Origin of the sequence: Luteibacter mycovicinus, from assembly GCF_000745235.1 — a bacterium.
Taxonomy (GTDB): Bacteria; Pseudomonadota; Gammaproteobacteria; order Xanthomonadales; family Rhodanobacteraceae; genus Luteibacter; species Luteibacter mycovicinus.
This window is the reverse complement of the sequence record NZ_JQNL01000001.1, coordinates 2,970,001-2,993,956: the sequence shown is the minus strand read 5'-3', so window position 1 is coordinate 2,993,956 and position 23,956 is coordinate 2,970,001. Positions and strand designations below refer to the sequence as shown.

Sequence of the window (23,956 nt, the reverse complement as noted above, 5' to 3'; positions counted from 1 at the left end):
TGCTGCGGCGCAACCGGTCGATTGTAATCCCTCACGCAGCTTTTCCCACGATTCAAACGGTCGTTGGGATGAATTTCTGCTTTTACTGGGAGTTACGACGGATTGAGCGGATTCGCAGCCGGGCCGTCGACCTTGCCCTGCCCTTCCGCCGCCGGCGCCGGATTGCCGATCACCCGGATCTCGCTCTGCGGGTAAGGAATGGTGATCCCCTCCTCGTCGAAGCGCTCCTTGATCCGACGCAGCAGATTCGTCTGCGCCCCCTGCATGTCGGCCACCGCCGTCCAGGCGCGGATCACGAGGTTGACGCTGGAGTCGCCGAGCGCATCGGTCCAGACGCCCGGCGCCGGATCCTTGAGGATGCGCGGATCCGCATCGAACAGATCGGTGATCACCTTCATCGCCTTGCCGATGTCATCGCTGTAGCCGATGCCGACCTTGAACTCGAAGCGACGCGTGCCACGCACGTTGTAGTTGATGATCGCGTCGCCGCCGACCTTCGCGTTCGGCACCACGGCTTCCCGGTTGTCCGGCGTGATCAGATAGGTGTGCATCAGGTTGACGCTCTGCACCGTGCCATCGATGCCGCCGACGGTGACGTAATCACCCACGCGGAACGGCCGGAACAGAATCAGCAGCACGCCCCAGGCGAGATTGGACAGCGAACTGGTGAGCGCGAGGCCGACGGCGAGTCCGGCGGCGCCGATGGCCGCGATAAAGGAAGCGGTGGGAATACCGACCGTGCCGAGCACCTGGATGAAGAGCAGCGCCAGCAGGACGCCGTAGACGACGTTGCGCAGGAACAGCGCCAGCGTGACATCGACATGCGCGCGCTCGAGTGCACGACGGCCGATGTTGGCGAGGCGTGCCGCGAGCCAGAAGCCGATGACCAGCAGGAGGAGCGCAAGGCCGATGCGTACGGAGTACGAGAGGATGAGCGTGCGCATGGCGGCATCGACGCCGATACGGTCGAGGAAGTCGTTCATGGGGCTGCCTTTGGACGGTGGAAAAGTGCGCGACGAGGCTAGCAGCGACGAAGTGAAAAGGTGGTTTCCAGGCACAAAAAAGGCGCCTTTCGGCGCCTTTTTCGTTACGGCGTGCTGGTAGCCGCCGGCTTGGTCGGCACCTGCGCCGTCTGCGGGGTGTCGATCTTCCTGCCGCCGTACGGAAGCACCTCGGCGGCGACCTTCGGGTCCGCCTTGATCAGCGCCACTTCGTCGCTGACGATGTGCGCGGCTTCGTCCAGCGGCGTGTCCTTGGCCTTCTTCGCGTCGGCTTCCTGCTTGATCTCCGACTTCAGGCTGCGCTCGTTGGCGTTGAGGCCATCGTCACCGGTGGTGTCGTCGTCGTTCGGATCCGCCGCGCTGCCATCGCCACCGAAGATCGCCTTGCGACGATTGCGGAAGTCGGTCTGCAGCGCGTCGTACTGCTTACGCTCGGCCTGACGGGCGGCGAAGTTGAGCGAGATGTCGGTCTTGTCACGCAGCTTCTTGTACTGGGCGAGTTCGTCCAGCATCAGCTTCCACGCGGGCGAGGTGGCGACGCGTGCGTCGTGCTTCTGGTTGAGCGGACCGATGATCGGCTTGAGGTCGGCGACCGGCTTGTAGTCAGCCGGGTCGATATGACGCCACGGCAGCGCATTGTCATAGGTCGACTCACCGAATTCCTTCGCATCGCCGTTCTGCGGGAACTGGACGTCCGGTGTCACGCCATGCAGCTGCGTGCTGTCGCCATTGATGCGGATGAATTCCGCGATCGTCATCTTCAGCTCGCCGTACTTGGCGTCTTCACCGGTCTGCGCCTTGCCGAAACGGTCGAGGTCGACCAGGTTCTGCACGGTGCCCTTACCGAAGGTCGGCTCACCGATGATGATGCCGCGGCCGTAGTCCTGGATGGCCGCCGCGAAAATTTCCGAGGCCGACGCCGAACCGCGGTTGACCATGACCGCCATCGGGCCGTCCCACGACATGCCCGGGACGTCGTCGCCCTGCGCGTCGATCTGGCCGCGCGCGTCACGCACCTGCACGACCGGGCCGGTGTCGATGAACAGACCGGTGAGCTCGGTGGCTTCCGACAGCGAACCGCCGCCGTTATTGCGCAGGTCCATGATGATGCCGTCCACCTTCTGCGCCTTCAGCTCGGTGAGCAGCTTGGACACGTCGCGCGTGGCGCTCTTGAAGTTGGCGTCGCCGTTACGGCGGGCGCCGAAGTCCTGATAGAACGTGGGCAGGTCGATCACGCCGATCTTGCGCGTGACATCGCCGTCCTTGACGTCGATGACCTTGGACTTGGCGGCCTGCTCTTCCATCGTGACCTTCTTGCGGACGAGCGTCACGACGTTGTGCTTGCCGTCGACGCCGGCATCGGCGGGAAGAATCTCGATGCGGACGGTGGTGTCCTTCTTGCCGCGGATCAGCTTGACCACGTCGTCCTGGCGCCAGCCGACCACGTCGACCATGGGACCGGTTTCGCCCTGACCGATGGCGACGATGCGGTCGCCCGCCTTCATCTTGCCGGACTTGATGGCCGGGCCGCCGGGGACGAGCTCGCGGATGGTGGTGTAGTCGTCGCGTGCCTGCAGCACCGCGCCGATGCCTTCCAGCGACAGACGCATGGCGATGTCGAACTGGTCGGCGGCGCGGGGGCCGAGGTAATCGGTGTGCGGGTCGGTCGAGTTGGCGTACGCGGTCATGAAGGCCTGCGTCGCGTCCTCGTTATCCAGCTGGCGCACGCGCGAGATGTACGTGGCGTAGCGCTTATCGAGCGTCTTGCGGATCTCGTCGTCGGTCTTACCGGCGAGCTTCAGGCGCAGCCAGTCGTTCATGGTGCGCTTGCGCCACACGTCGTCGAGCTCGGCCTGGTTCTTCGGGGCGGCGGCCTTCTTGCGGTCGAAGTTGAAGCTTTCGTTGCCGCTGAAGTCGAAGCCCTTGGCCAGCAGGCTGCGCGCGTAGTTCATGCGGTCGACCGCGCGCGTGATGTACAGGTTGAACACCGAGAACGGCGCGGTCAGGTCCTGGTTCCAGATGGCGTCGTCGAGCTGGGTCTTCATCGGCTCGAACTTGGCCAGATCTTCCTGCGTGAAGAAGACTTTCTCGCTGTCGAGCGACTCGATGTAGGCCTTGTAGATCTTGGCCGACATAGCGTCGTCGAGCGGCTGGGCCTGATAGTGGAAGCGCGTGAGGAAGCGCGCCGACAGCTGCGAGGCCTGCGCTTCGGCCGGCGTGGCCTTCAGCGGCAGGGTGGATTCCTTACGCTGCGGCTCGGGCGAGGTCGCAGCTTCCGACGCGTCCTTCGGCTGCGGTGCGGCCGGCTTGGTCGCGGGCGCTGTGTCCGGCTGCGGCTTAGCGGTCTGGGCCTGGACGCCTGCTGCCGAGAGGGCAAGCAGGAGAGCGAACGCGGGACGAAGGGTCATGTAGTCGCAGCCTCGGAGTGCTTCAAATCGTTTATTCGACGACACCGGCGGCGTGAGCCATCAGGTCGGCATGGTAGGAGGATCGCACTAACGGGCCGGAAGCGACATGGCCGAAGCCCATCTCTTCGCCCGCGACGCGCAGCGCCTCGAACTCGTCCGGCGTCCAGTAACGGACCACCGGATGGTGATGCGCGGTCGGCTGCAGGTACTGGCCGATGGTGATCATGTCCACGTCATGGTTACGTAGATCGCGCATGGTCTCGAGCACCTGCTCCATCGTTTCGCCCAGGCCCAGCATGATGCCGGACTTGGTCGGCACTTCGGGATGCTGCGCCTTGAAGCGCTTGAGCAGGTCCAGCGACCACTGGTAATCCGCGCCCGGGCGCACTTCGCGGTAGAGGTGCGGGACGGTCTCGAGATTGTGGTTGAAGACGTCCGGCGGGAAGTCCTTCATGACCTCGAGCGCGCGCTCCATCCGGCCCTTGCCGCGGAAATCCGGGGTCAGGATCTCGATGCGGATGTTGGGGCTGGCATGGCGAACGGCACGGATGCACGAAGCGAAATGCTCGGCACCGCCGTCGCGCAGGTCGTCGCGGTCCACCGAGGTGATCACCACGTACTTCAGGCGCATGTCGCGGATGGTCTCGGCCAGGCGCGCCGGTTCCAGCGGGTCAGGCGGCTGCGGGCGGCCGTGGGCCACATCGCAGAATGAGCAGCGACGGGTGCAGACCTCACCGAGGATCATGAAGGTGGCGGTGCCCTTGGAGAAGCACTCGTGGATATTCGGGCAGGAGGCTTCCTCGCAGACCGTGACCAGCGAGTTTTCGCGCAGGCGCGCCTTCAGCTGCTGCACCGCGTTGCCCTGCGGCAGGCGGACGCGGATCCAGCCCGGCTTGCGCAGGACGGGCACGTTCGTATCGAAGCCCGCACGGTTGAGCGCGATCTTGTCGTTGCCCAGCATCTTCTCGCCCGGCTTGTCGACGACGGCGATGGGGATGCTGCGGGAGGGAGTGGCGGAGGTTTGGCTCATAACGGCTACGTCCTCAGACCGCGACGCGGGCGGGGAGTTCGGGGAGAGTGGAGTCGGCGGCGACGGCATGGAAGCCGAACTGCTTACAGAATTCCTGTACCAGGACGTCTTCCACGTCCACCAACCGCGACGGACCGCCCAAGTCTAGCACCTGGGTGACTTCCAAACCCTTGTACCCGCAGGGATTGATGCGGTGGTAGGGCTCGAGATCCATGTCCACGTTGAAGGCCAGCCCGTGGAAGCTGCAGCCGCGGCGGATGCGCAGGCCAAGGGCGGCCACTTTGGCACCAGCCACGTAGACGCCGGGCGCGCCTTCCTGACGTTCGGCGCCGATGTTCCATTCGCCCAGAGTATCGATGATGGCCTGCTCGATGCGGCAGACCAGCTCACGCACGCCCACCCCGACACGGCGCAGGTCGATCATCGGGTAGGCCACGATCTGGCCGGGCCCGTGATAGGTCACCTGACCGCCGCGATCCACGCGGACCACCGGGATATCCCCCGCCGCCAGCACGTGCTCCTCCTTGCCGGCCTGTCCCAGCGTAAAGACAGGATCGTGCTCCAGCAGCCACAGCTCGTCGACCGTGTCGTCGGTGCGGTTGTCGGTGAAGGCGCTCATGGCCTTCCAGGTGGATTCGTAGGGGACGCGCCCCAGCCGGCGGACGTTGAGGGGGTGGGTCATGAGGATGGGGTCGGAGGGGATGCCGAGGAATTGTGGGCGATGCCCGCGCTAAACAAGGATAGCCCCCTGTAGGAGCGCGCCCCGCGCGCTCCTACAGGGGCATGCCCGGATCACATCGTGAAGCGAATATTCTCGTCCGCACGCAAGGTGCTATGCGCCTCGAGGTACTTCTCGCGCGTCGGCGCGACGAAGCTCACCGTCACCGACTGGTAATTGCCGGCCGGGGTCAGCTTGGTCGACAGTGTCTCGTGCAGTACTTCGAGGCCGACACCGTGGAGCAAGGCCGGCACGTGCTTGTCCAGACCCGCATTGGCGTTGCCGATCGCGGTGATCTCGAACTCGCCCGGGAACTGGAAGCCCTTGCCGTCTTTCTGCGCGTCAGTGAAGTCGATTTCCTTCATCGCCCGAGCCCTCTTACTTCTTGTCGCCGTCGCTGTGGAACCACAGCATGATCGTGTCCCACAGGCGCGAGAAGAAGCCGCCTTCGGGCGCGTCGTTCAGGGCCACGAGCGGCGCGGTGAGCACCGGCTGGCCGTCGAGCGTCACGCGCAGCGTGCCGACCTGCTGGCCCTTCTTGAACGGGGCGATCAGGGTCGAGGGGATGTCGAGGTTGGCCTTGAGCTTGTCGTAGTCGCCGCGCTTGACCGACACCATCGCGTCTTCGGCAACACCGAGCGGGATGGTGTTCTCGGCGCCCTTCCACAGCTTGGGCGTGGCCAGCGGCTTGTTGGCTTCGTAGAGCTTATGGCTCTCGAAGAAGCGGAAACCGTAATTGAGCAGCGCCAGCGCGGCATCCGCACGGCCCTTCTCGCTGTTGGCGCCCATGATGATGGCGATCATGCGGGCGTCACCCTGCTTGGCCGACGCCGCCAGGCAGTAGCCTGCCGCCGCGGTGTGACCGGTCTTGATACCGTCGACGGTGTTGTCGCGCCACAGCAGCAGGTTGCGGTTGTGCTGCTTGATGCCGTTCCACTCGAACTCCTTGACGGCCGAGATCGCGTAGTCCTCGGGGAAGTCGTGGATGAGCGCGCGGGACAGGATCGCGATGTCGTGCGCGGTGGTGTAGTGGTTGGCGACCGGATAACCGGAGGCGTTCTGGAACTGCGAATGCGTCATGCCCAGCTGCTTGGCGTACGCGTTCATCAGATTGGCAAAGGCCGGCTCCGAGCCCGCGGTGTGTTCGGCCAGCGCGATGGCGGCGTCGTTACCGGACTGGATGATCATGCCGTAGAGCAGGTCTTTCAGCTTCACCTGGCTGTTGAGCTTGAGGAAGCTGGTGGAGCCGTCGGTGCTGGCGCCGCCGCCGCGCCAGGCGTTCTCGCTGATGGTGACCGGATCTTCGTTGTGGATCTTGCCGTTGCCCAGCTCGGCCGAGACGACGTAGTCGGTCATGATCTTGGTGATCGAGGCCGGCTCGAGCTGCACGTCCATGTCCTTCGACGCGATGATCTGCCCGGTGTTGTAGTCCATCAGCACCCAGCTCTTGCCCTCGACGTCCGGCGGCGGCGGCACCGGCGCCTCGGGCACCACCGGGCGCGGCACGACGGGCGGACGGGGGGGCTGCTGCGCCGCGACACCCGCGACGAGCGCGGCGGCGGCAAAAGCGAACAGGGAGCGAGGCAGAAGCTTCATCGTTTCAACGGTCCAGTCAAATGCAACAAAAAAAGAAGGTCAGTCTACCGCGACCGAGGGGCGGGGCAGACCCATGCCAGCGATCTGGTCCGTCACGCGGTCGGCCGTATCGACGTCAGCCATGGGCCCGACCCGGACCCGGCGCACGCTGCGGCCGCCGACGGCGGTCTCGATCACACTGACAGGGCCAAGGCCAGCCTTGTTCAGCTGGTCGGCGACGCGGTTGGCATTGGCGGCATCCGAGAAGGCGCCGACCTGAAGATAGATGGTGGGTTTGCCGACCACGGGCGCGGTGACCGGGGCACGGGAGGGGCTGGAAGCCGGGGCTTTGGCGCCTGTCCCGGTGCCCGCGCCCGCGAGGGGCGGCAGCGCCTCGGTCGGCGACACCCCGGTCATGCCGGGCACATGCCCCTCGGCGGGGCTGACGCCAGCGACCGCCGCTCCACCGACCGGGGCATCGATATCCTGCGACGGTGCGCGCGGCGCCAGCGCGCGCTCGGGCGTGGACGCGGGACGCGCGCCGACCGGCGCGGAAGCGGCCGCGCTGGCGACCACCCGCGGCGGCGGGGGCGCGGTGATCGGCGCGGGTTTCGGCGCCGTGTTGACGTACGGCGCGCCGCGATCGCTGTTGGCTTCCGTCGGATCGATCGCGCGGACTTCGACCAGACCCGTGCCCTTCGGCCAGACACCGATCTTCACGGCCGCGGCGAAGGACAGATCGATGATCCGGTTCTCGTGGAACGGACCGCGATCGTTGATGCGGACGATGACCGTCTTGCCGTTCTCGAGGTTGGTGACACGTGCGTAGCTCGGCAGCGGCAACGTCTTGTGCGCGCCGGAGAACTGATACATGTCGTATTCCTCGAGGCTCGAGGTCTTGTAGCCGTGGAACTTGTTGCCGTAGAACGAGGCGATGCCGCGCTCGACGTAACCGCGCGGCGAGGGCAGCACGTTGTAGGTCTGACCGAGCACGGAATACGGGCTCTTGTTGCCGTAGAGCGAGCGTGGCTCGACCTTAGGCACCGGCTCCGGGAGCTTGCTGACATCCGGAATCTCGGTCGGCACGCTGTCGGAACTGGACCGATAGCGGGAGCCCTGCGACTTGCGGATGTCGTCGTAGCCGCCGCGCGATGAGGATGAGGAACCGCCACTGCTACCGCCACGCGAGGCCGGGCGAGTATTTTTCGAGCCGCCGCAGGCGCTGAGCAACAACGCGACCAGCAGGACAGCGGCAACCCGCAGGATCGCGCCCCGCGCGCGATACCCCCTGGCAGCCATCGAGAGCACACGCCCAACACCGGAACACGACGCGAAAGGATGTCGCGCGCAGGGCGCGCTCCTACCCTGCATCGCCGCCGTTCCGGCGCGATGCCTCATCGCGGGGCGGGTCCGCCGGCGCGCTCGCGGATGGCCTGCGCCAGCTGGTTCACGGCCATGGCGTACATCGGGCTGCGGTTGTAGGTGGTGATCACGTAGAAATTCTGGAAGGTGAACCAGTACTCGTCACCCGACGGCCCGTCGAGACGCACCAGCTGTGCGTCGCGACCCGGGTTGAGATGCTGCACGGGCGCGAAGCCGTCGGCGACGAACGATTCCACCGGCGCCACGGGGCGCCAGTCCTTCGGGACGTCGGGCGCGCGCACGCGCGTATCGGGCTGCGCACGCGCCGCCACGGGACCCCCACGCTCCCAGCCATGCTCGACGAAGTAGTTGGCGATGCTGGCGAAGATGTCGCCCATCGAGCCCTTCATGTCGATACGGCCGTCGTGGTCGTAATCCACGCCCCATTCGCGGATGGACGAAGGCATGAACTGCCCCCACCCCTGTGCGCCGGCATAGGAGCCGGTCAGCGTGTCGACGGGCCCACCCAGGTGGTTCGACGGCAGTTCGAGCAACGTTTTCAGCTGCTCGCGGAAGAACGGCGCACGCTTGGGGTAGTAGAACGCGAGCGTGGTGAGCGCATCGATCACCTTCCACTTGCCGGTGTTCTTGCCGTAGAAGGTTTCGACACCGACGATGGCGACGATGTATTCCGGCGGCACGCCGTACTTGCGGCCGATGCCGTCGAGCAGCGTGCGGTGTTCCTCGTAAAACGCGGCACCGGCGGCGATCCGCTGCTCGGTGAGAAAAATCGGACGGTAATCGCGCCAGGGTTTGCCCTCGGCGGGTCGGCTGATCGCGTCGAGGATCGCCTGCTGCTTCTTCGCGTTGTCGAGCAACGCGTTCAGCGAGGCCTTGCTCTTGCCGGTGTCCTTCGCCACCTCGCGCACGAGCGCATCCTGGCCAGGATGCGTCTCAGCATGCGCGGACGCTGCGAAAAGCAGGGGGATACCGATCAACGCGCCAGCGAGGCGCGGGAGGTGGCGTGCGGGTCGGGCGCGGCGCGCAGTCAGAACTTCATCCATGCACCGAAGGGTAACACGCAGCTGTGGCGCATCCGGGGCGCGTTTCGGCCGCTGTTCAGCCATCAATCGTGCAGCTTGCGATTGGCGTGAATCGACATCAGCACACCGAAGCCCGTCAGCAGCGAGACGGCCGACGTACCGCCGTAACTGACCAGCGGCATGGGCACGCCGACCACCGGCAGAATGCCCGCGACCATGCCGCCGTTGACCGCCACGTAGACGAAGAAACTCATGCCGATGGCGCCGGCCAGCAGGCGTGAGTACGTGTCGCGCGCGTTCATCGCGATCCACAGGCAGCGGCCGATGATGAACGCGTACAGCAGCATGATGCCGATGACGCCGATCAGGCCGAATTCCTCGGAGAAGACCGCGAAGATGAAGTCGGTGGTGTGCTCGGGCAGGAACTCCAGGCGCGACTGCGTACTGTGCTGCCAGCCCTTGCCGAACACGCCGCCGGAGCCGACGGCGATCTTCGACTGGATGATGTGCCAGCCGTTGCCCAGCGGGTCGGATTCCGGATCCAGCAGGGTGCGCACGCGATTGCGCTGGTACTCGTGCAGGAACTGCCAGGCCACGGGAATGGCGCCGCCCACGGCGCCGACGATCAGGCCGATGCGCCACCAGGCCATGCCGGAAAGGAACAGCGCGAACGCACCCGCTCCCGCCACCAGCAGCGCCGTGCCCAGGTCGGGCTGCTTCGCGATCAGACCGGCCGGCACCGCGATCAGCAGACCGACCACCGCGATGTCCTTCCAGCTCGGCGGCAGCTGCCGGGGATGCAGGTACCAGGCGACCATCATCGGCATGGTCAGCTTGAGCAGTTCGGACGGCTGGAAACGCATGACACCCAGATCCAGCCAGCGATAGGCGCCGCGGCCCTCGCCCAGGATCGCGACGACGACCAGCAAGGCGGTGCTGCCCATGTACAGCCAGGGTGTCCACGAGCGCAGCACCGGCGGCGGAATCCGCGAGATGACGACCAGCAGCACGGCACCGAGACCGAAGCGCATGGCCTGCCCCGTCACCAGACTGGCATCGGCATTGCCCGCGCTGTACAGCGTGGTCAGGCCGACGCAGGCCAGGATGAACAGCGCCAGCAGCAGCGGAATGTCGAGGCGCGGACGGCTCAGAAGACGCAGGCCGAAACGCTTCATCCGCATGGAGAGGTTGGCGATCATGGTCACTGGTCCTCACCATTGTCGTCGGGCGGCTCCGCACTGCTGGCGGCACCGGCGGGCTGCACGCCCTGGGCGGGCGCGTCTTCCGGCGGTGCCGCCTCGGGCGGCGCATCGGCGGTCGCGATGGGGCCGGGCGGCGCTTCGGCCGGACGCGGACCACCCTCATCGACCACCCACTGATCGAGCACCTTGCGCGCGATCGGGCCGGAATCCTGCGCGCCCCACGCGCCGGCCTCCAGCACCACGGCCACCGAGATTTTGGGGTCGTCCGCCGGCGTGTAGGCGATGAACAGCGCGCGGTGGCGCGACGCCAGATAGGCCGAATTCTTGTTCTGGTCGTAGGCGTTGGTGGTGCGCGAGAAGCGCTCGGCCGTGCCGCTCTTGCCCGCGATGACGTACGGAAAGCCAATGCCGAGCTTCTTGCCCGTACCGCCGGTGATCACCGCTTTCATCCCGTCATTGACCGTTTCCCAGTCGGCCTCCTTGCGAATCACGGAGGGACCGGAGGGCGGGAATGACTGAGCCACGCGCGGGCTGTCCACACCGTCCTGTGTATCGAGGAGGAAGTGCGGCGTGTAGGGAACGCCGCGCCCGGCGAACGTCGCGACCGCGTGCGCCAGCTGCAGCGGCGTCACGGCCCAGTAACCCTGACCGATGCCTGCGATGATCGTTTCGCCCGGGAACCAGCCGGCCTTACTGCGCGACGCCTTCCACTCACGCGACGGCAGGATGCCCTCGACTTCGCCGACCAGATCGATGCCCGTCTTCTTGCCGAAGCCGAGACTCCCCATCCACTGGGAGAGGCGGTCGATGCCCATGTCGAGCGCGAGCCGGTAGAAATAGGTGTTGGTCGACAGTTCGATGGCGCGGACCATGTTGACCGTGCCGTTACCGCCGCGCACGTCGTCGCGATAGCAGCGCGACTGGCCGGGGATGCAGAACTCACCCGTCGACAGCACGGTGTCCGACGGCCGGCGAATCCCCATCGTGAGGCCACCGAGCGCGAGGAAGGGCTTCACCGTGGAACCCGGCGGATACACGCCGCGAAGCGCACGGTTGTACAGCGGCTTGTCGGGCGAGGTGGTCAGTGCCTTGTAGTCCGCCGAGCTGATGCCGTTGACGAACAGGTTGGGATCGAAGCTGGGCTCGCTGGCGAAGGCCAGCACCTGCCCATTGCGCGGATCGATCGCGATCGCCGCGCCCGCACGGCCGTTGAGTCCATCCTCGGCCGCCTTCTGCAGGCGCACGTCGATGCTCAGGTAGATGTTCTTGCCCGGCGTGGGCGGCGTGGTGTCGAGCACGGCCTGCGTGCGGCCGTCCGCATTCACCTCGACCAGCTCGTAGCCCGGCGCGCCGTGCAGCAGCTTCTCGTACGAGCGCTCGATGCCGATGCGACCGATGTGCGTGGTGCCCTTGTAGCTGGCCTCTTCCTCGTCGTCCATGCGATTGAGGTCGTCCACGTCGATCCGGCTGACGTACCCGATGACGTGGGCCAGCGCCGGACCCAGCGGGTAGCGACGGGTCAGGTAAGGCACGACATCCACGCCGGGAAACCGCCAGCGATTGACGTCGAAGCGGCCGATCTCGTCCTCGGTCAGCTTGAGCTTCAGCGGCACGCCTTCGAAGCGACGACTGCCCTTCACCTGCTTTTTGAACGTGGCGATATCGTCATCGCTGAGTGGCACGATGGCGCCGAGCCTGGCGAGCATGGCGTCCATGTTGCCGACCTGCTCGGGCGTCACCTCGAGCCGGAACGCAGGCACGTTATCGGCCAGCAGCACGCCGTTGCGATCGAAGATCAGGCCGCGCGCGGGCGGAATCGCACGCGGCTTCACGCGGTTCTGCTCCGAACGCGTGGCGAACTCGTCGTGGTGATTGACCTGCAGGTTGACGTACTGGCAGCACACGGCGATCAGACCGGCCAGAATCAGCGCAAAACCGGCCAGCGCGCGGCGGCGGAAGAGCGCCACCTCGCCACGGACCTCCTTGATCGAGGCGCGCCGGGTGCTCATGTCTCGTGGATGCGCAGCCGTGCGCGGAGGTCGTCCAGGATCAGGAACACGAACGGCCACAAGGCCGCGCCGACGAAGGGCGAGATCCAGTATTCCGCCGGCGGCACGGGATCGCCGCCGAGCACGCGGATCAGCAGGAGCAGCACACGGTCGTTGAGCAGCAGGGCCAGCACGGCCAGCGCCTGCTGCCACATCGGGAAGAAACGCAGCCGCGAGCGGAAGCGCAGCGCGATGAAGACCATGGCGGTAAGTCGCAGTGCCTGCTCGCCGAGTAACACACCGTCGAACAGATCCGCGCCCACGCCCAGACAGAACGCCATGCCAAGCGTGACCCGGTCGCCCGACTGCAGGCACCAATAAAGCAGGATCAGCGCCGGCCAGTACGGCTTGAACGGCGTCAGCGGACCCGGCAACGGAATCAGCATGAGGAACAGCGACAGCAGGAGCGTCGCCGCGAACCAGAGCTGCCGGACGCGGATACGGTTCATGGCGTGCTCCCGGCCGTGGATGCGCGCGCGGGCGCGACGCGACTCGTGGTCGGCGAGGTCACCGAAGGCAGCGTGGGCGCGGGCGTCGGAACCGCGGGCGGTGCGTTCGGATCGGGTGCCATGCTGGCCGGCGGACCCGCTTCCGGCGCGAGCGACGGCGGACCCGCCGGCTCGGCCAGGTCGTGCAGGAGCAGCACGTCTTCACTGCGGTCGAGATCGGCGGCCGGTTTGGCCTGCGCGGAGAGAAAGGTTCCCGATGCGGTCTGTGCGACGTCACGGATCTCCCCCACCGGGAAGCCCGGCGGGAAGCGGCCGCCGAGGCCCGACGTGACCAGCTTGTCGCCCGCCTGCACGTCAGCCGAAACCGGAATGGTCGGCAGGGTCAGCATGTCGCCCGCACGTGAGCCATAGGCGACGGTGCGCAGGCCGGTGCGCTCGATGGTCACCGGAATGGCGTGGTTGGGATCGGTAATCAGCATGGCCACCGAGGTGGTCGGCATCACGTCGACGATCTGGCCCATGACGCCACGCGCGTCGATCACCACCTGCCCCTGCTGCACCTTGTCGCGGGCGCCGAGGTTGAGCACGATCCGGTGCCGGAACGGACCGAGGTCCACGCCGACCAGACGCGCGAGCTGCACGTTGAGCGAGAGGCTGTGCTGGGTATCGAGGAGTTCCTTCAGGCGCTGGTTCTGCTCGGCGACCGAGGCCATGCGGTTGAGCTTGGCATTGGCCAGCAGCAGATCTTCCCGCAGGCGCTGGTTCTGCTCGGTCAGGCGCTGGCGATCGGCGAACGCCACCGTGGCCGCCTGGAAACCCTGCGATGGCAGGCCGGCGATCCGGTAAACGGGTTCGATGACGATCGACAGGCCGTAGCGCACGTTGGCCAGCCAGCCGCCCCGGTGGTCGAGGACCATCAGGACACAGGCGAGGGCCAGATACACGATCAGGCGTAGCGTTCCCGCTACGCCTGGTGCGAAAAGCGGCGACTTGTCGTCGCGATTCAGCGCCACGGCCTAACGTCCGGGCGCCGCGAGCGCGGCGGTCATTCGAAAGCGAAGAAGTCGCTGCCGTGCTGGTCGATCATCTCCAGGGCCTTGCCGCCGCCACGCGCCACGCAGGTGAGCGGGTCGTCGGCCACCTGCACGTGCAGGCCGGTTTCCTCGGAGATCAGGCGATCCAGATCGCGCAGCAGCGCGCCGCCACCGGTGAGCACGATGCCGCGCTCGGCCACGTCGGAGCAGAGCTCCGGCGGGGTCTGCTCCAGCGCCGCCTTGACCGCGGCCACGATGCCGGACAGCGGCTCGTGGAGGGCTTCGAGCACTTCGTTGGAGTTGATCGTGAACATGCGCGGCACGCCCTCGGCGAGGTTGCGGCCGGAGATTTCCATCTCGCGGACTTCGCTCTGCGGGAAGGCGCAGCCGACTTCGAGCTTGATCCGCTCGGCGGTTGATTCACCGATCAGCGTGCCGTGGTTGCGACGCACGTAGTTGATGATGGCTTCGTCGAAGCGGTCGCCGCCCACCCGCACGGACTGCGAGTAGACGATGCCGTTGAGCGAGATGACGGCGACTTCGGAGGTACCGCCGCCGATGTCGAGAACCATGGAGCCACGGGCCTCGTGCACCGGGATACCGGCGCCGATCGCGGCGGCCATCGGTTCTTCGATCAGGAACACGTCGCGCGCACCGGCGCCTTCGGCGGATTCCTTGATGGCGCGGCGTTCCACCTGGGTGGAACCGCAGGGGACGCAGACCAGCACGCGCGGGCTGGGACGCAGCATGCGCGAGCGGTGCACCTGCTTGATGAAATGCTGGAGCATCGCCTCGGTCATGGTGAAGTCGGCGATGACGCCGTCCTTCATCGGACGCACCGTGGCGATATTGCCCGGGGTGCGGCCGAGCATGCGCTTGGCGTCGCCACCCACGGCGGCGACGGCACGCGGGCCGCCCGGGCCACGATCCTGACGGATGGCCACGACCGACGGCTCGTTCAGGACAATGCCCTGCCCGCGCACGTAGATGAGCGTATTCGCCGTACCGAGATCGATGGAGATGTCGTTCGAAAAGAGTCCGCGGAACTTCTTAAACATGATGCGGCGGGCGCCCGTTGCGGCAAAAAGTAAGCGTGGAAGTCTAGATTGGCGCCCTCCCCCACGCAAGGGCGGAGCGGAGGCGAAGAAGTTAAGAAAGTCTTGTAAGTCCGATGGATGCGAGCGAAAGGTGACGCATATCCGTAATTCTGTACGTAAGTACCTGTCGCCTCGGCGGACGATTTTGGGTACGATCCGTCGGTTTGCCGAACCCCTCGCGTTCGGCGCTCGCGGCGGCCGGCTCACGGCCGCGCCATTCATCCTTTCAGGGTCGCCCAAGCATGACTGCCGTTATCTGCGGATCGCTCGCCTACGACACCATCATGGTGTTCCAGGACCAGTTCAAGAACCACATCATTCCGGACCAGGTGCATATCCTGAACGTGTCGTTCCTGGTGCCGGCCATGCGCCGCGAGTTCGGCGGTTGCGCCGGCAACATCGCATACAACCTGAAGCTGCTCGGCGGCGAACCGATGCCCGTGGCCACCGTCGGCCAGGATTTCGCGCCCTACCGCGCGCACCTCGAGAAATTCGGCATCCGCCTCGATGGCGTCCGCCAGTTCGACGACCAGTTCACCCCGCAGTGCTTCATCACCACGGATCTGGACAACAACCAGATCACGGCCTTCCATCCGGGCGCCATGTCCAGCGCGCACGAAAACCACGTGCGTGATATCCCGGACTATCAGTTCGGCATCGTGGCGCCGGACGGCCGCGAAGCCATGCTGCAGCACGTCGACGAGTTCGCCGCACGCGGCGTGCCCTTCATCTTCGATCCGGGCCAGGCGATGCCGCTGTTCAACGGCGACGAGTTCCGCTCGATGATCGGCAAGGCCACGTACGTCATCGTCAACGACTACGAGTCGCAGCTGCTGCAGCAGCGCACCGGCTGGAGCGCGGCGGACATCGCGTCGAAGGTCACCGCGTACATCATCACGCAGGGTCCGCGCGGCTCGCTGATCCACGTCGACGGCCAGACGATCGAGATCCCGCCGGCACGCGAGCACAAGGTGGTCGACCCCACCGGCTGCGGCGACGCGTATCGTGCCGGTCTGATCTTCGGCATCATGAAGGGCTACGACTGGCCGACCGTCGGCAAGATGGCGTCGCTGATGGGCGCGCTGAAGGTCGAGCATCCAGGCACGCAAAACCAGTACTTCACGTACGAGCAGTTCGCGACCGAGTTCGAAAGCCAGTTCGGTTACAAGCTGGGCTGATAGCCGCTTTGTAACGTGCATAAAAAAAGGGCGGCGCAGAAATGCGCCGCCCTTTTTCGTGCAGCAAACGGTAGGAGCGCGCCCCGCGCGCGACCCGCCCCGCGACAAAGCGCATCACGCGCAGGGCGCGCCCCCACACGGCCGCGTCAGTTCCTGGGCTTGAACCCCATCGTCGCCGTCACCGCCTGCTTCCAGCCTTCGTAGAGGTCGTCACGCGCTTCCTTGGTCATCGCCGGCTCGAACTTGCGATCGACCGCCCAGCGCTTGGCGATATCCGCACGGTCCTTCCAGAAACCGACCGCGAGGCCGGCGAGGTACGCCGCGCCCTGCGCCGTGGTTTCCTGCACCTTAGGACGCAACACCGTCACGTCGAGAATGTCCGCCTGGAATTGCGCCATGAAGTCGTTGGCGATCGCACCACCGTCGGCTCGCAGCTCCTTCAGCTCGATGCCCGAGTCGATCTGCATCGCTTCGAGCACGTCGCGCGTCTGGTACGCCATCGACTCGAGGGCGGCGCGGATGAACTGTTCCTTCGTCGTACCGCGCGAGAGACCGAACACGGCGCCACGCACATCGCTGCGCCAGTACGGCGCACCAAGACCGACGAACGCCGGCACGAAGTACACACCATCGTTGTCCTTCGCGCGTTCCGCATACGACTGCGAATCCGACGCCTTGCCCAGCATGCGCAGACCGTCGCGCAGCCACTGGATGACGGAACCGGCGACAAAGATGCTGCCTTCCAGCGCGTATTCGACCTTGCCGTCGACACCCCACGCGATGGTGGTGAGCAGGCCGTTCTTCGAACGCACGGCCTTCTCGCCCGTGTTCATCAGCATGAAGCAGCCGGTGCCGTACGTGTTCTTGGCCAGACCCGGCTCGAAGCATGCCTGACCAAACAACGCCGCCTGCTGGTCACCGGCGATACCGGCGATCGGCACTTCGCGGCCGAAGAAATGCTTGGCCAGCGTATTGCCGTAGACCTCGCTGGACGACTTCACCTCCGGCAGCATCGCGCGCGGCACGTTGAGCATCTTCAGCAGCTCATCGTCCCATTCGCGCTTGTAGATGTCGTACATCAGCGTGCGCGACGCATTGGTGTAATCGGTCACGTGCACCTTGCCACCGGTGAGGTTCCAGATCACCCAGGTGTCGATGGTGCCGAACAGAAGCTCGCCCGCCTCGGCCCTCTCCTGCGCGCCTTCGACATGGTCGAGAATCCAGCGCACCTTGGTACCGGCGAAATACGCGTCGATCAGCAGGCCGGTCTTCTCGCGCACCATCTCGTCATGGCCGTCGGCCTTGAGCTTCTCGCAGATGTCGGCGGTCTGGCGCGACTGCCAGACGATCGCGTTGTAGATGGGCTGACCGCTCTTCTTGTCCCACACCACCGCGGTCTCGCGCTGGTTGGTGATGCCGATGCCTTCGATACAGCTGGCGTCGATACCGGAGCTGCTGATGACCTCGGTCATCGTCGACAGCACGCTGGTCATGATTTCGCGCGGGTTGTGTTCGACCCAGCCCGGCTGCGGGAAGATCTGGGGGAACTCACGCTGCGCGGTGCCGGCGATGTTGCCATCGTGGTCGAAAAGAATCGTGCGAGAGCTGGTGGTGCCCTGGTCGATGGCGAGGATGTATTTCTGCTTGCTCATCTGCGGCCTCACGAAATGGTGTTGGTGGAAGATGTGCCGCGCGCCGCCTTCTGGCGCGCTTCTTCAAGCGCACGCTGACGTGCTGGCAGGAAAGGATGCACGAGCAGCTGGTAAGCGCCGCCACCGACGACACCGCCGATCAGCGGACCGACGATCGGCACCCACCAGTAGTTATCCGGCGACGGAAGCGCCGAGGGACCCCAGCCGGCGAAGTAGGCGAACAGTCGCGGACCGAAATCACGCGCGGGGTTGATCGCCCATGCTTCGAGATAGCCCATCGACGCGCCGATGGTGGCGACCAGCAGGCCGATGATCAGCGCGCCGTTGTTCGCGCCCGGTGCGGTTTCGTTGTACTGCTCGGTGATGGCGAAGATACCGAACAGCAGGAAAGCGGTGAGGATGATCTGATCGGACAGCGCGTGCATGGGCGAGACGGCCAGGCCCGGATGCGTAAAGAACACGCCCGCCGCACCGCCCGCTTCACGGGTCAGGTTGTGCGTGGCGTTGAAGTGATCGATGACCGGACCGAACAGCGCATAGACGATAGCCGCGCCAAGAAACGCGCCGATCACCTGGGCGATCCAGTAAGGCACGACTTTCTTCCAGGAGAAGTCGCGGAATACCGCCAGGGCCAGCGTTACGGCCGGGTTGGCGTGCGTACCGGACACCGATGCGGTCGCGTAGATCGCGATGGTGACCGCGAGACCCCACGCGATACAGACACCCCAGTAGGCATTCAGATAGGGACTAGGGTCGTAGAGCACGTACATGCATGCTACGGAATCGCCGAAAGCGATGATGATGAACATCGCCAGGGCTTCGGAAATCAACTCGCCTATATTTTGTCGCATGATCCGTCTCTCCATCGGTTTCATGGCAGGGGCAGCGCGTGAGCGCTACGGGTTAATGGCGGGGCCCTTCGGGACCCGCTGATTGAGGTATTCGGTAAGACGCTTCACGTCGTCCGGACCGACACGCAGGCCGATCTTGCTGCGCCGCCAGAGGATGTCTTCCGCTTCGGTCGCCCATTCGTGCCGGATCAGGTAGTCGACTTCAGCCTGGTACAGGTCGGAACCGAAGTGTGTCCCCAGCGCATCGAGGCCATCGGCTTCGCCCAGCAGATCGCGGGCACGCGTGCCGTACATGTGCGTGAGCCGCCATGCGAAGGTCTCAGGCAACCAAGGACGTGACGACCGGATGTCGTCGGTGAGCGCGTCGATGTCGCGCTCACCGCCACCGGGCAGCGGACGCGCGTCGGCCGTCCACGCCGGCTTGTCGTTACCCAGCAGCGGGGCGAGCTTGTCGACCGCCTCTTCGGACAGCTTGCGGTACGTGGTCAGCTTACCGCCGAAGACGTTCAGCAGCGGCGCCCCACCGGTCTGATCGATGTCGAGCAGGTAGTCGCGCGTCACTTCCGAGGCGCTGCCCGCTTCGTCCTGCAGCAGCGGACGCACGCCGCTATAGCTCCAGACCACGTCGTCCGGCGTCAGCTGCTTCTTGAAGTAACGGTTGGCGGCGTCGCAAAGGTAACGCGTCTCGTCGGCGTCGATTTCCGGATGCGACGGGTCGGCCTTGTACTCGACGTCGGTGGTGCCGATCAGCGTGAAGTCGCGCTCGTACGGGATAGCGAACACGATGCGACGATCGGGCTGCTGGAAGATATACGCGTAGCGATGATCGAAGATCTTCGGAACGATGATGTGGCTGCCCTTGATCAGGCGCAGCGAGTGCGTGTGCTTCACGTGCACTACGTCGTCGAGGAAACTCGCGGCCCACGGACCCGCGGCGTTGACGAGCGCCCGCGCCTTGACGAAGTGGCGGGTGCCGTCGCGGGACTCGAGTTCAGCCGTCCAGCCGTCCGCGTCACGACGTGCGCTGACGCACCTGGTGTGCGTCTCCACCTTGGCGCCGCGGTGCACGGCGTCCATGGCGTTGAGCACCACGAGACGTGCGTCCTGCACCCAGGCGTCGGAATAGACGAAGCCTACCGCGAAGTCATCGCGCATCGGCTCGCCGGTGACGTGTTTGGCGAAACGAACGCGGCGCGAGCCCGGCAGCGTGCGGCGACCGCGGCCCAGATGATCGTAGAGGAACAGTCCGATACGAATCATCCACGCCGGGCGCAGATGCGGCTGATGCGGAAGGACGAAACGCAACGGCCAGATAATGTGCGGGGCCGCGCGAAGAAGCACCTCGCGCTCGGCGAGTGCCTTGCCCACGAGGGCGAACTCGAACTGCTCGAGATAGCGCAAGCCACCATGAATCAGCTTGGTCGCCGCGCTCGAGGTATGCGAGGCCAGATCGTCACGTTCACACAGCCACACCGAGAGCCCGCGGCCCACGGCGTCACGCGCGATGCCGACACCGTTGACGCCGCCACCGACCACCAGAACATCGACCTGCTCGACCATTACCCACCCCACTTGGCTGGGGGCGGCGCGTTGCTGAGGAGAGAACCCTACGCTCGGGTACGTTCGTTTTCCCTGAGGGAGCGCCCGAAGGGCGCAAAAACGAACATGTCAAACCATCGGCAAGGCGTCGCCCGCGTTGAAAGGAGCATATTCGAACACAAACGAACATCGCACGCTGCAGTGCAGCGTACGCTTTGTCCGTAATGCGAGCTGGGTAAGTCTTTCAAGGAGCGAGGGCGGGCTCGCGAGCCGTCTGGGGAGGCGCTGGGAAGCCGCGCTGGGGGCGGTGGCGCCCCTCAGTCCGCCACAAACAACCGCGTACCCGCCGCCTCGATCACCGGGAGCAACGGCTCCGGCGGCGTCTTATCGGTGAACCAGGCATCCACCCGGCTGAAGTCACCCAGCCTGACCATCGCGTTGCGGCCGATCTTGGTGTGGTCCGCCGCCAGGTAGACTTGGCGCGAGTGCTCGATGATCGCCTGGGCAACACGCACTTCGTGGAAGTCGAAGTCCAGCAAGGTGCCATCCAGCTCGATACCCGAGATGCCGATGATCCCGTAGTCCACCTTGAACTGACGGATCAGCTCGATGGTGGCCTCGCCTGTCACACCATGATCGCGAGCCCGGACCACACCGCCGGCGACGATCACCTCGAACGTCGGGTTTTCACTGAGCAGCAAGGCGATGTTGAGATTGTTGGTAATGACACGCAGGTCCCGACGCTCGAGCAGCGCGCGTCCCACCCCCTCGTTGGTCGTGCCGAGGTTGATGAACAACGATGACCCGTCGGGAATCTGTGCGGCGATAGCCGCGGCGATGCGGCCCTTCTCCGCCGCTTGCAATGTCTGGCGCGCCGCGTAAGCCACGTTTTCGACACTGCTGGTCGGGGTGCTGACGCCGCCGTGGTAGCGGCGGATCAACCCGCCGTCGGCGAGCAGGTTCAGGTCCCGCCGGATGGTCTGCGGCGCCACGTCGAAGTGGCTGGCGAGTTCATCGACACCGACGAAGCCCTGGCGCTGGACGATCGCGACCAGTTCTTCCTGTCTTCGATTGAGGCGTAAATCCATGACGTTCCCTTCTTGCACGACGCGCCGACATGATGGCGTCTAATCGGACGAGTGTCATGTTGCACCGGCGTCGATGCGTCGACGATCACACCTTTGCCTATTCAGCGTACTGGTACGGCCTCAATCCGACATTCGTGGGAAGCGCGAGACGCGATCCTTGTTGCGCAGTCCGTGGGCCTCGTTCCCAAGCTGCGTAACGCGGCACCGACGCGTTACTCATCACGTCGCTGCGCGGCATGGCATGGCATACCTGGCGGTACGACCGGGCATCGTCGCACGCGACTCAAGCCGTTCTATGCAAAGGATCTCCGTTGAATTCCGTTCGTTTTCTTTTCTGCACCATGACACTGTCCTGCACACCCGTCCTGGGCGTCCATGCACAAGAAGCTTTTGCCGTCCCCCGGCATGCCATGACCGCGATGCCGTCGTTGACTGCGGCAGACAATGAGATGCACGTGCCGATCGACGCGCAGTCCGTGGTGCCTGTCCCACGTGCGCCCGCTCCTGGACTCTCGAGCGTCCGTGTTCTTGCCGTGGGCTCGACTGCGTGCGGTTGGGAATATCCCGATGGCAAGGGAACAACGACATGCAATCACGGCGGCGGCGAGCTCCGCGTCGCCGTCATGGAGATCGGGTACGGATCCAACCCGATCGCGTCCATGAATGGCGGACAGTTGCCGCGTTCGGCCCAATACGCGAGCACCGGCATCTGTGTCACCGGCACGCAGTACACGTGGCCATGCACGCCAGGCCAGACGGTGGTCGGTTGGCTCAACGAGTACAACGTGGACGGCTACGAGTCCGGACTGTTCAAGTATCAGAACACGTCGACCAATGCACCGCACAACACGGTGTACACCCAGATCAACATTCTTTGAGCGTTGGATAAGGCGAGGCCTCTCCGGTAAGGGAGAGGCCTCAAGAACATAAAGCCCGTGGCGGTGACCTGTTGCGGGTCGCGCTGCGCGCAAAAGAAAAACCCGCCCTCTGGTGAGGACGGGTGTTTCAGGATAAAGCCCCTGGCGGTGACCTGTTGCGGGTTGCGCTGCGCGCAAAAGAAAAACCCGCCCTCTGGTGAGGACGGGTGTTTCAGGATAAAGCCCCTGGCGGTGACCTACTCTTGCATGGCTTGAGCCACACTACCATCGGCGCATGCGCGTTTCACTTCTGAGTTCGGGATGGGATCAGGTGGTACCACGCCGCTATAGCCGCCAGGGAAGGGGTGGGAGCAGCGCATTGAGCGCCGGCTCCACAGAGGGTGTAAACGAGTGACAAGCGTCCGGGTTTAGTCGAACAGCGAGTTAAGAGATAAGACGGTGAAGCGTCTTGGGGTTATATGGTCAAGCCTCACGGCTCATTAGTACACGTAAGCTCAATGCATTGCTGCACTTCCACACCGTGCCTATCAACCACCTAGTCTTGATGGTGCCTTAAGGAGAGTCAAGCTCTCGGGAGATCTCATCTTGGGGCGTGCTTCCCGCTTAGATGCTTTCAGCGGTTATCACTTCCGTTCGTAGCTACCGGGCAATGCCATGGGCATGACAACCCGAACACCAGCGGAACGTCCACTCCGGTCCTCTCGTACTAGGAGCAGCCCCCCTCAAATCTCCAACGCCCACGACAGATAGGGACCGAACTGTCTCACGACGTTCTGAACCCAGCTCGCGTACCACTTTAAATGGCGAACAGCCATACCCTTGGGACCGGCTACAGCCCCAGGATGTGATGAGCCGACATCGAGGTGCCAAACACCGCCGTCGATATGAACTCTTGGGCGGTATCAGCCTGTTATCCCCGGAGTACCTTTTATCCGTTGAGCGATGGCCCTTCCATACAGAACCACCGGATCACTAAGACCTACTTTCGTACCTGCTTGATCCGTCGATCTCGCAGTCAAGCACGCTTATGCCTTTGCACACAGTGCGCGATGTCCGACCGCGCTGAGCGTACCTTCGTGCTCCTCCGTTACTCTTTGGGAGGAGACCGCCCCAGTCAAACTACCCACCATACATGGTCCCCGATCCGGATTACGGACCTAGGTTAGAACGTCAAGCACTTCAGGGTGGTATTTCAAGGATGGCTCCACCAGAACTAGCGTCCTGGTTTCATAGCCTCCCACCTATCCTACACAGAAGAACTCAACGTTCAATGTAAAGCTATAGTAAAGGTTCACGGGGTCTTTCCGTCTTGCCGCGGGAACGCTGCATCTTCACAGCGATTTCAATTTCACTGAGTCTCGGGTGGAGACAGCGCCGCTGTCGTTACGCCATTCGTGCAGGTCGGAACTTACCCGACAAGGAATTTCGCTACCTTAGGACCGTTATAGTTACGGCCGCCGTTTACTGGGGCTTCGATCAAGAGCTTCGCCTTGCGGCTGACCCCATCAATTAACCTTCCAGCACCGGGCAGGCGTCACACCCTATACGTCCACTTTCGTGTTTGCAGAGTGCTGTGTTTTTGATAAACAGTCGCAGCGGCCAGGTTACTGCGACCCCTCGATGCTCAGTCACGCACGTGACCACACCAAGAGGCGCACCTTCTCCCGAAGTTACGGTGCCATTTTGCCTAGTTCCTTCACCCGAGTTCTCTCAAGCGCCTTGGGATTCTCACCCTGCCTACCTGTGTCGGTTTACGGTACGGTTTTTCTACAGCTGAAGCTTAGTGGCTTTTCCTGGAAGCGT

Annotated in this window: 19 protein-coding genes and 2 rRNA genes (1 of these 21 cut by a window edge); 2 read left to right on the top strand and 19 right to left on the bottom strand. The window is 64.7% G+C overall.

Features of this window, described 5'->3' with window-relative positions:
• Window positions 1-92: 92 nt before the first annotated feature.
• From FA85_RS13105 to FA85_RS13045, 13 genes are all read right to left on the bottom strand, one after another.
• Window positions 93-983 carry a mechanosensitive ion channel family protein gene (locus FA85_RS13105; RefSeq protein WP_051944018.1) on the bottom strand — a complete coding sequence of 297 codons (891 nt, stop codon included), beginning with the start codon at window positions 981-983 and terminating at the stop codon, window positions 93-95.
• 104 nt (window positions 984-1,087) lie between these two features.
• Window positions 1,088-3,409 (bottom strand): carboxy terminal-processing peptidase, encoded by a 2,322-nt coding sequence (locus tag FA85_RS13100; protein WP_036116125.1) that lies wholly within the window; start codon window positions 3,407-3,409, stop codon window positions 1,088-1,090.
• A 31-nt stretch (window positions 3,410-3,440) separates the two neighbouring features.
• A complete protein-coding gene (lipA, locus tag FA85_RS13095) occupies window positions 3,441-4,439 on the bottom strand; it encodes a lipoyl synthase (protein ID WP_036116128.1) in 999 nt (332 codons plus the stop codon).
• A gap of 13 nt (window positions 4,440-4,452) precedes the next feature.
• Window positions 4,453-5,121 (bottom strand): lipoyl(octanoyl) transferase LipB, encoded by a 669-nt coding sequence (gene lipB, locus FA85_RS13090; protein ID WP_051944020.1) that lies wholly within the window; start codon window positions 5,119-5,121, stop codon window positions 4,453-4,455.
• A gap of 110 nt (window positions 5,122-5,231) precedes the next feature.
• Window positions 5,232-5,522, bottom strand: coding sequence for a DUF493 family protein (locus FA85_RS13085; RefSeq protein WP_036116134.1), 291 nt, complete (start codon window positions 5,520-5,522; stop codon window positions 5,232-5,234).
• Between the two features lie 13 nt (window positions 5,523-5,535).
• Window positions 5,536-6,753, bottom strand: a complete 1,218-nt coding sequence (locus FA85_RS13080) for a D-alanyl-D-alanine carboxypeptidase family protein (protein ID WP_036116136.1) — start codon at window positions 6,751-6,753, stop codon at window positions 5,536-5,538.
• Between the two features lie 39 nt (window positions 6,754-6,792).
• Window positions 6,793-8,031, bottom strand: a complete 1,239-nt coding sequence (locus FA85_RS22665; RefSeq protein WP_081907594.1) for a septal ring lytic transglycosylase RlpA family protein — start codon at window positions 8,029-8,031, stop codon at window positions 6,793-6,795.
• 95 nt (window positions 8,032-8,126) lie between these two features.
• A complete protein-coding gene (gene mltB / locus FA85_RS13070; RefSeq protein WP_343122859.1) occupies window positions 8,127-9,023 on the bottom strand; it encodes a lytic murein transglycosylase B in 897 nt (298 codons plus the stop codon).
• 197 nt (window positions 9,024-9,220) lie between these two features.
• Window positions 9,221-10,336: a rod shape-determining protein RodA gene (rodA, locus tag FA85_RS13065; RefSeq protein ID WP_036116138.1), complete on the bottom strand. Its 1,116-nt coding sequence runs from the start codon at window positions 10,334-10,336 to the stop codon at window positions 9,221-9,223.
• Window positions 10,337-10,338: 2 nt separating this feature from the next.
• The gene (gene mrdA / locus FA85_RS13060; RefSeq protein ID WP_036116139.1) at window positions 10,339-12,348 is read right to left on the bottom strand and encodes a penicillin-binding protein 2; all 2,010 of its coding nucleotides are present in this window, start codon (window positions 12,346-12,348) and stop codon (window positions 10,339-10,341) included.
• A complete protein-coding gene (gene mreD / locus FA85_RS13055) occupies window positions 12,345-12,836 on the bottom strand; it encodes a rod shape-determining protein MreD (protein ID WP_036116140.1) in 492 nt (163 codons plus the stop codon). Before mreD ends, mrdA begins: the two co-directional genes overlap by 4 nt.
• Window positions 12,833-13,849 (bottom strand): rod shape-determining protein MreC, encoded by a 1,017-nt coding sequence (gene mreC / locus FA85_RS13050; RefSeq protein WP_036116142.1) that lies wholly within the window; start codon window positions 13,847-13,849, stop codon window positions 12,833-12,835. The genes mreD and mreC overlap by 4 nt, the downstream gene beginning before the upstream one ends.
• A 32-nt stretch (window positions 13,850-13,881) precedes the next feature.
• Complete coding sequence (locus FA85_RS13045; RefSeq protein WP_036116143.1) at window positions 13,882-14,928, bottom strand: rod shape-determining protein; 1,047 nt, start codon at window positions 14,926-14,928, stop codon at window positions 13,882-13,884.
• 281 nt (window positions 14,929-15,209) lie between these two features.
• On the opposite strand from FA85_RS13045, the gene FA85_RS13040 reads away from it, so the two are divergent.
• The gene (locus tag FA85_RS13040) at window positions 15,210-16,145 is read left to right on the top strand and encodes a carbohydrate kinase family protein (protein WP_036116144.1); all 936 of its coding nucleotides are present in this window, start codon (window positions 15,210-15,212) and stop codon (window positions 16,143-16,145) included.
• A 146-nt stretch (window positions 16,146-16,291) separates the two neighbouring features.
• Here the strand turns inward: FA85_RS13040 and glpK are convergent, their stop codons facing one another.
• The 4 genes from glpK to FA85_RS13020 form a co-directional block, all read right to left on the bottom strand.
• On the bottom strand, window positions 16,292-17,797 hold the full coding sequence (glpK, locus tag FA85_RS13035; RefSeq protein ID WP_036116145.1) for a glycerol kinase GlpK: 1,506 nt from the start codon (window positions 17,795-17,797) through the stop codon (window positions 16,292-16,294).
• A gap of 8 nt (window positions 17,798-17,805) precedes the next feature.
• Window positions 17,806-18,651 carry an MIP/aquaporin family protein gene (locus tag FA85_RS13030; RefSeq protein WP_036118475.1) on the bottom strand — a complete coding sequence of 282 codons (846 nt, stop codon included), beginning with the start codon at window positions 18,649-18,651 and terminating at the stop codon, window positions 17,806-17,808.
• A gap of 42 nt (window positions 18,652-18,693) precedes the next feature.
• Complete coding sequence (glpD, locus tag FA85_RS13025) at window positions 18,694-20,208, bottom strand: glycerol-3-phosphate dehydrogenase (protein WP_036116146.1); 1,515 nt, start codon at window positions 20,206-20,208, stop codon at window positions 18,694-18,696.
• 296 nt (window positions 20,209-20,504) lie between these two features.
• Window positions 20,505-21,275 carry a DeoR family transcriptional regulator gene (locus tag FA85_RS13020; RefSeq protein WP_036116147.1) on the bottom strand — a complete coding sequence of 257 codons (771 nt, stop codon included), beginning with the start codon at window positions 21,273-21,275 and terminating at the stop codon, window positions 20,505-20,507.
• A 311-nt stretch (window positions 21,276-21,586) separates the two neighbouring features.
• Here FA85_RS13020 and FA85_RS13015 point away from each other — a divergent pair, with 311 nt between their 5' ends.
• Window positions 21,587-22,153, top strand: a complete 567-nt coding sequence (locus FA85_RS13015; RefSeq protein ID WP_197056541.1) for a YolA family protein — start codon at window positions 21,587-21,589, stop codon at window positions 22,151-22,153.
• A 223-nt stretch (window positions 22,154-22,376) separates the two neighbouring features.
• Here FA85_RS13015 and rrf read toward each other — a convergent pair.
• Both rrf and FA85_RS13005 read right to left on the bottom strand, forming a co-directional pair.
• Window positions 22,377-22,491, bottom strand: a 5S ribosomal RNA gene (gene rrf / locus FA85_RS13010).
• Between the two features lie 120 nt (window positions 22,492-22,611).
• Window positions 22,612-23,956: ribosomal RNA gene (locus tag FA85_RS13005) — 23S ribosomal RNA — on the bottom strand; it runs 1,538 nt beyond the window's last position.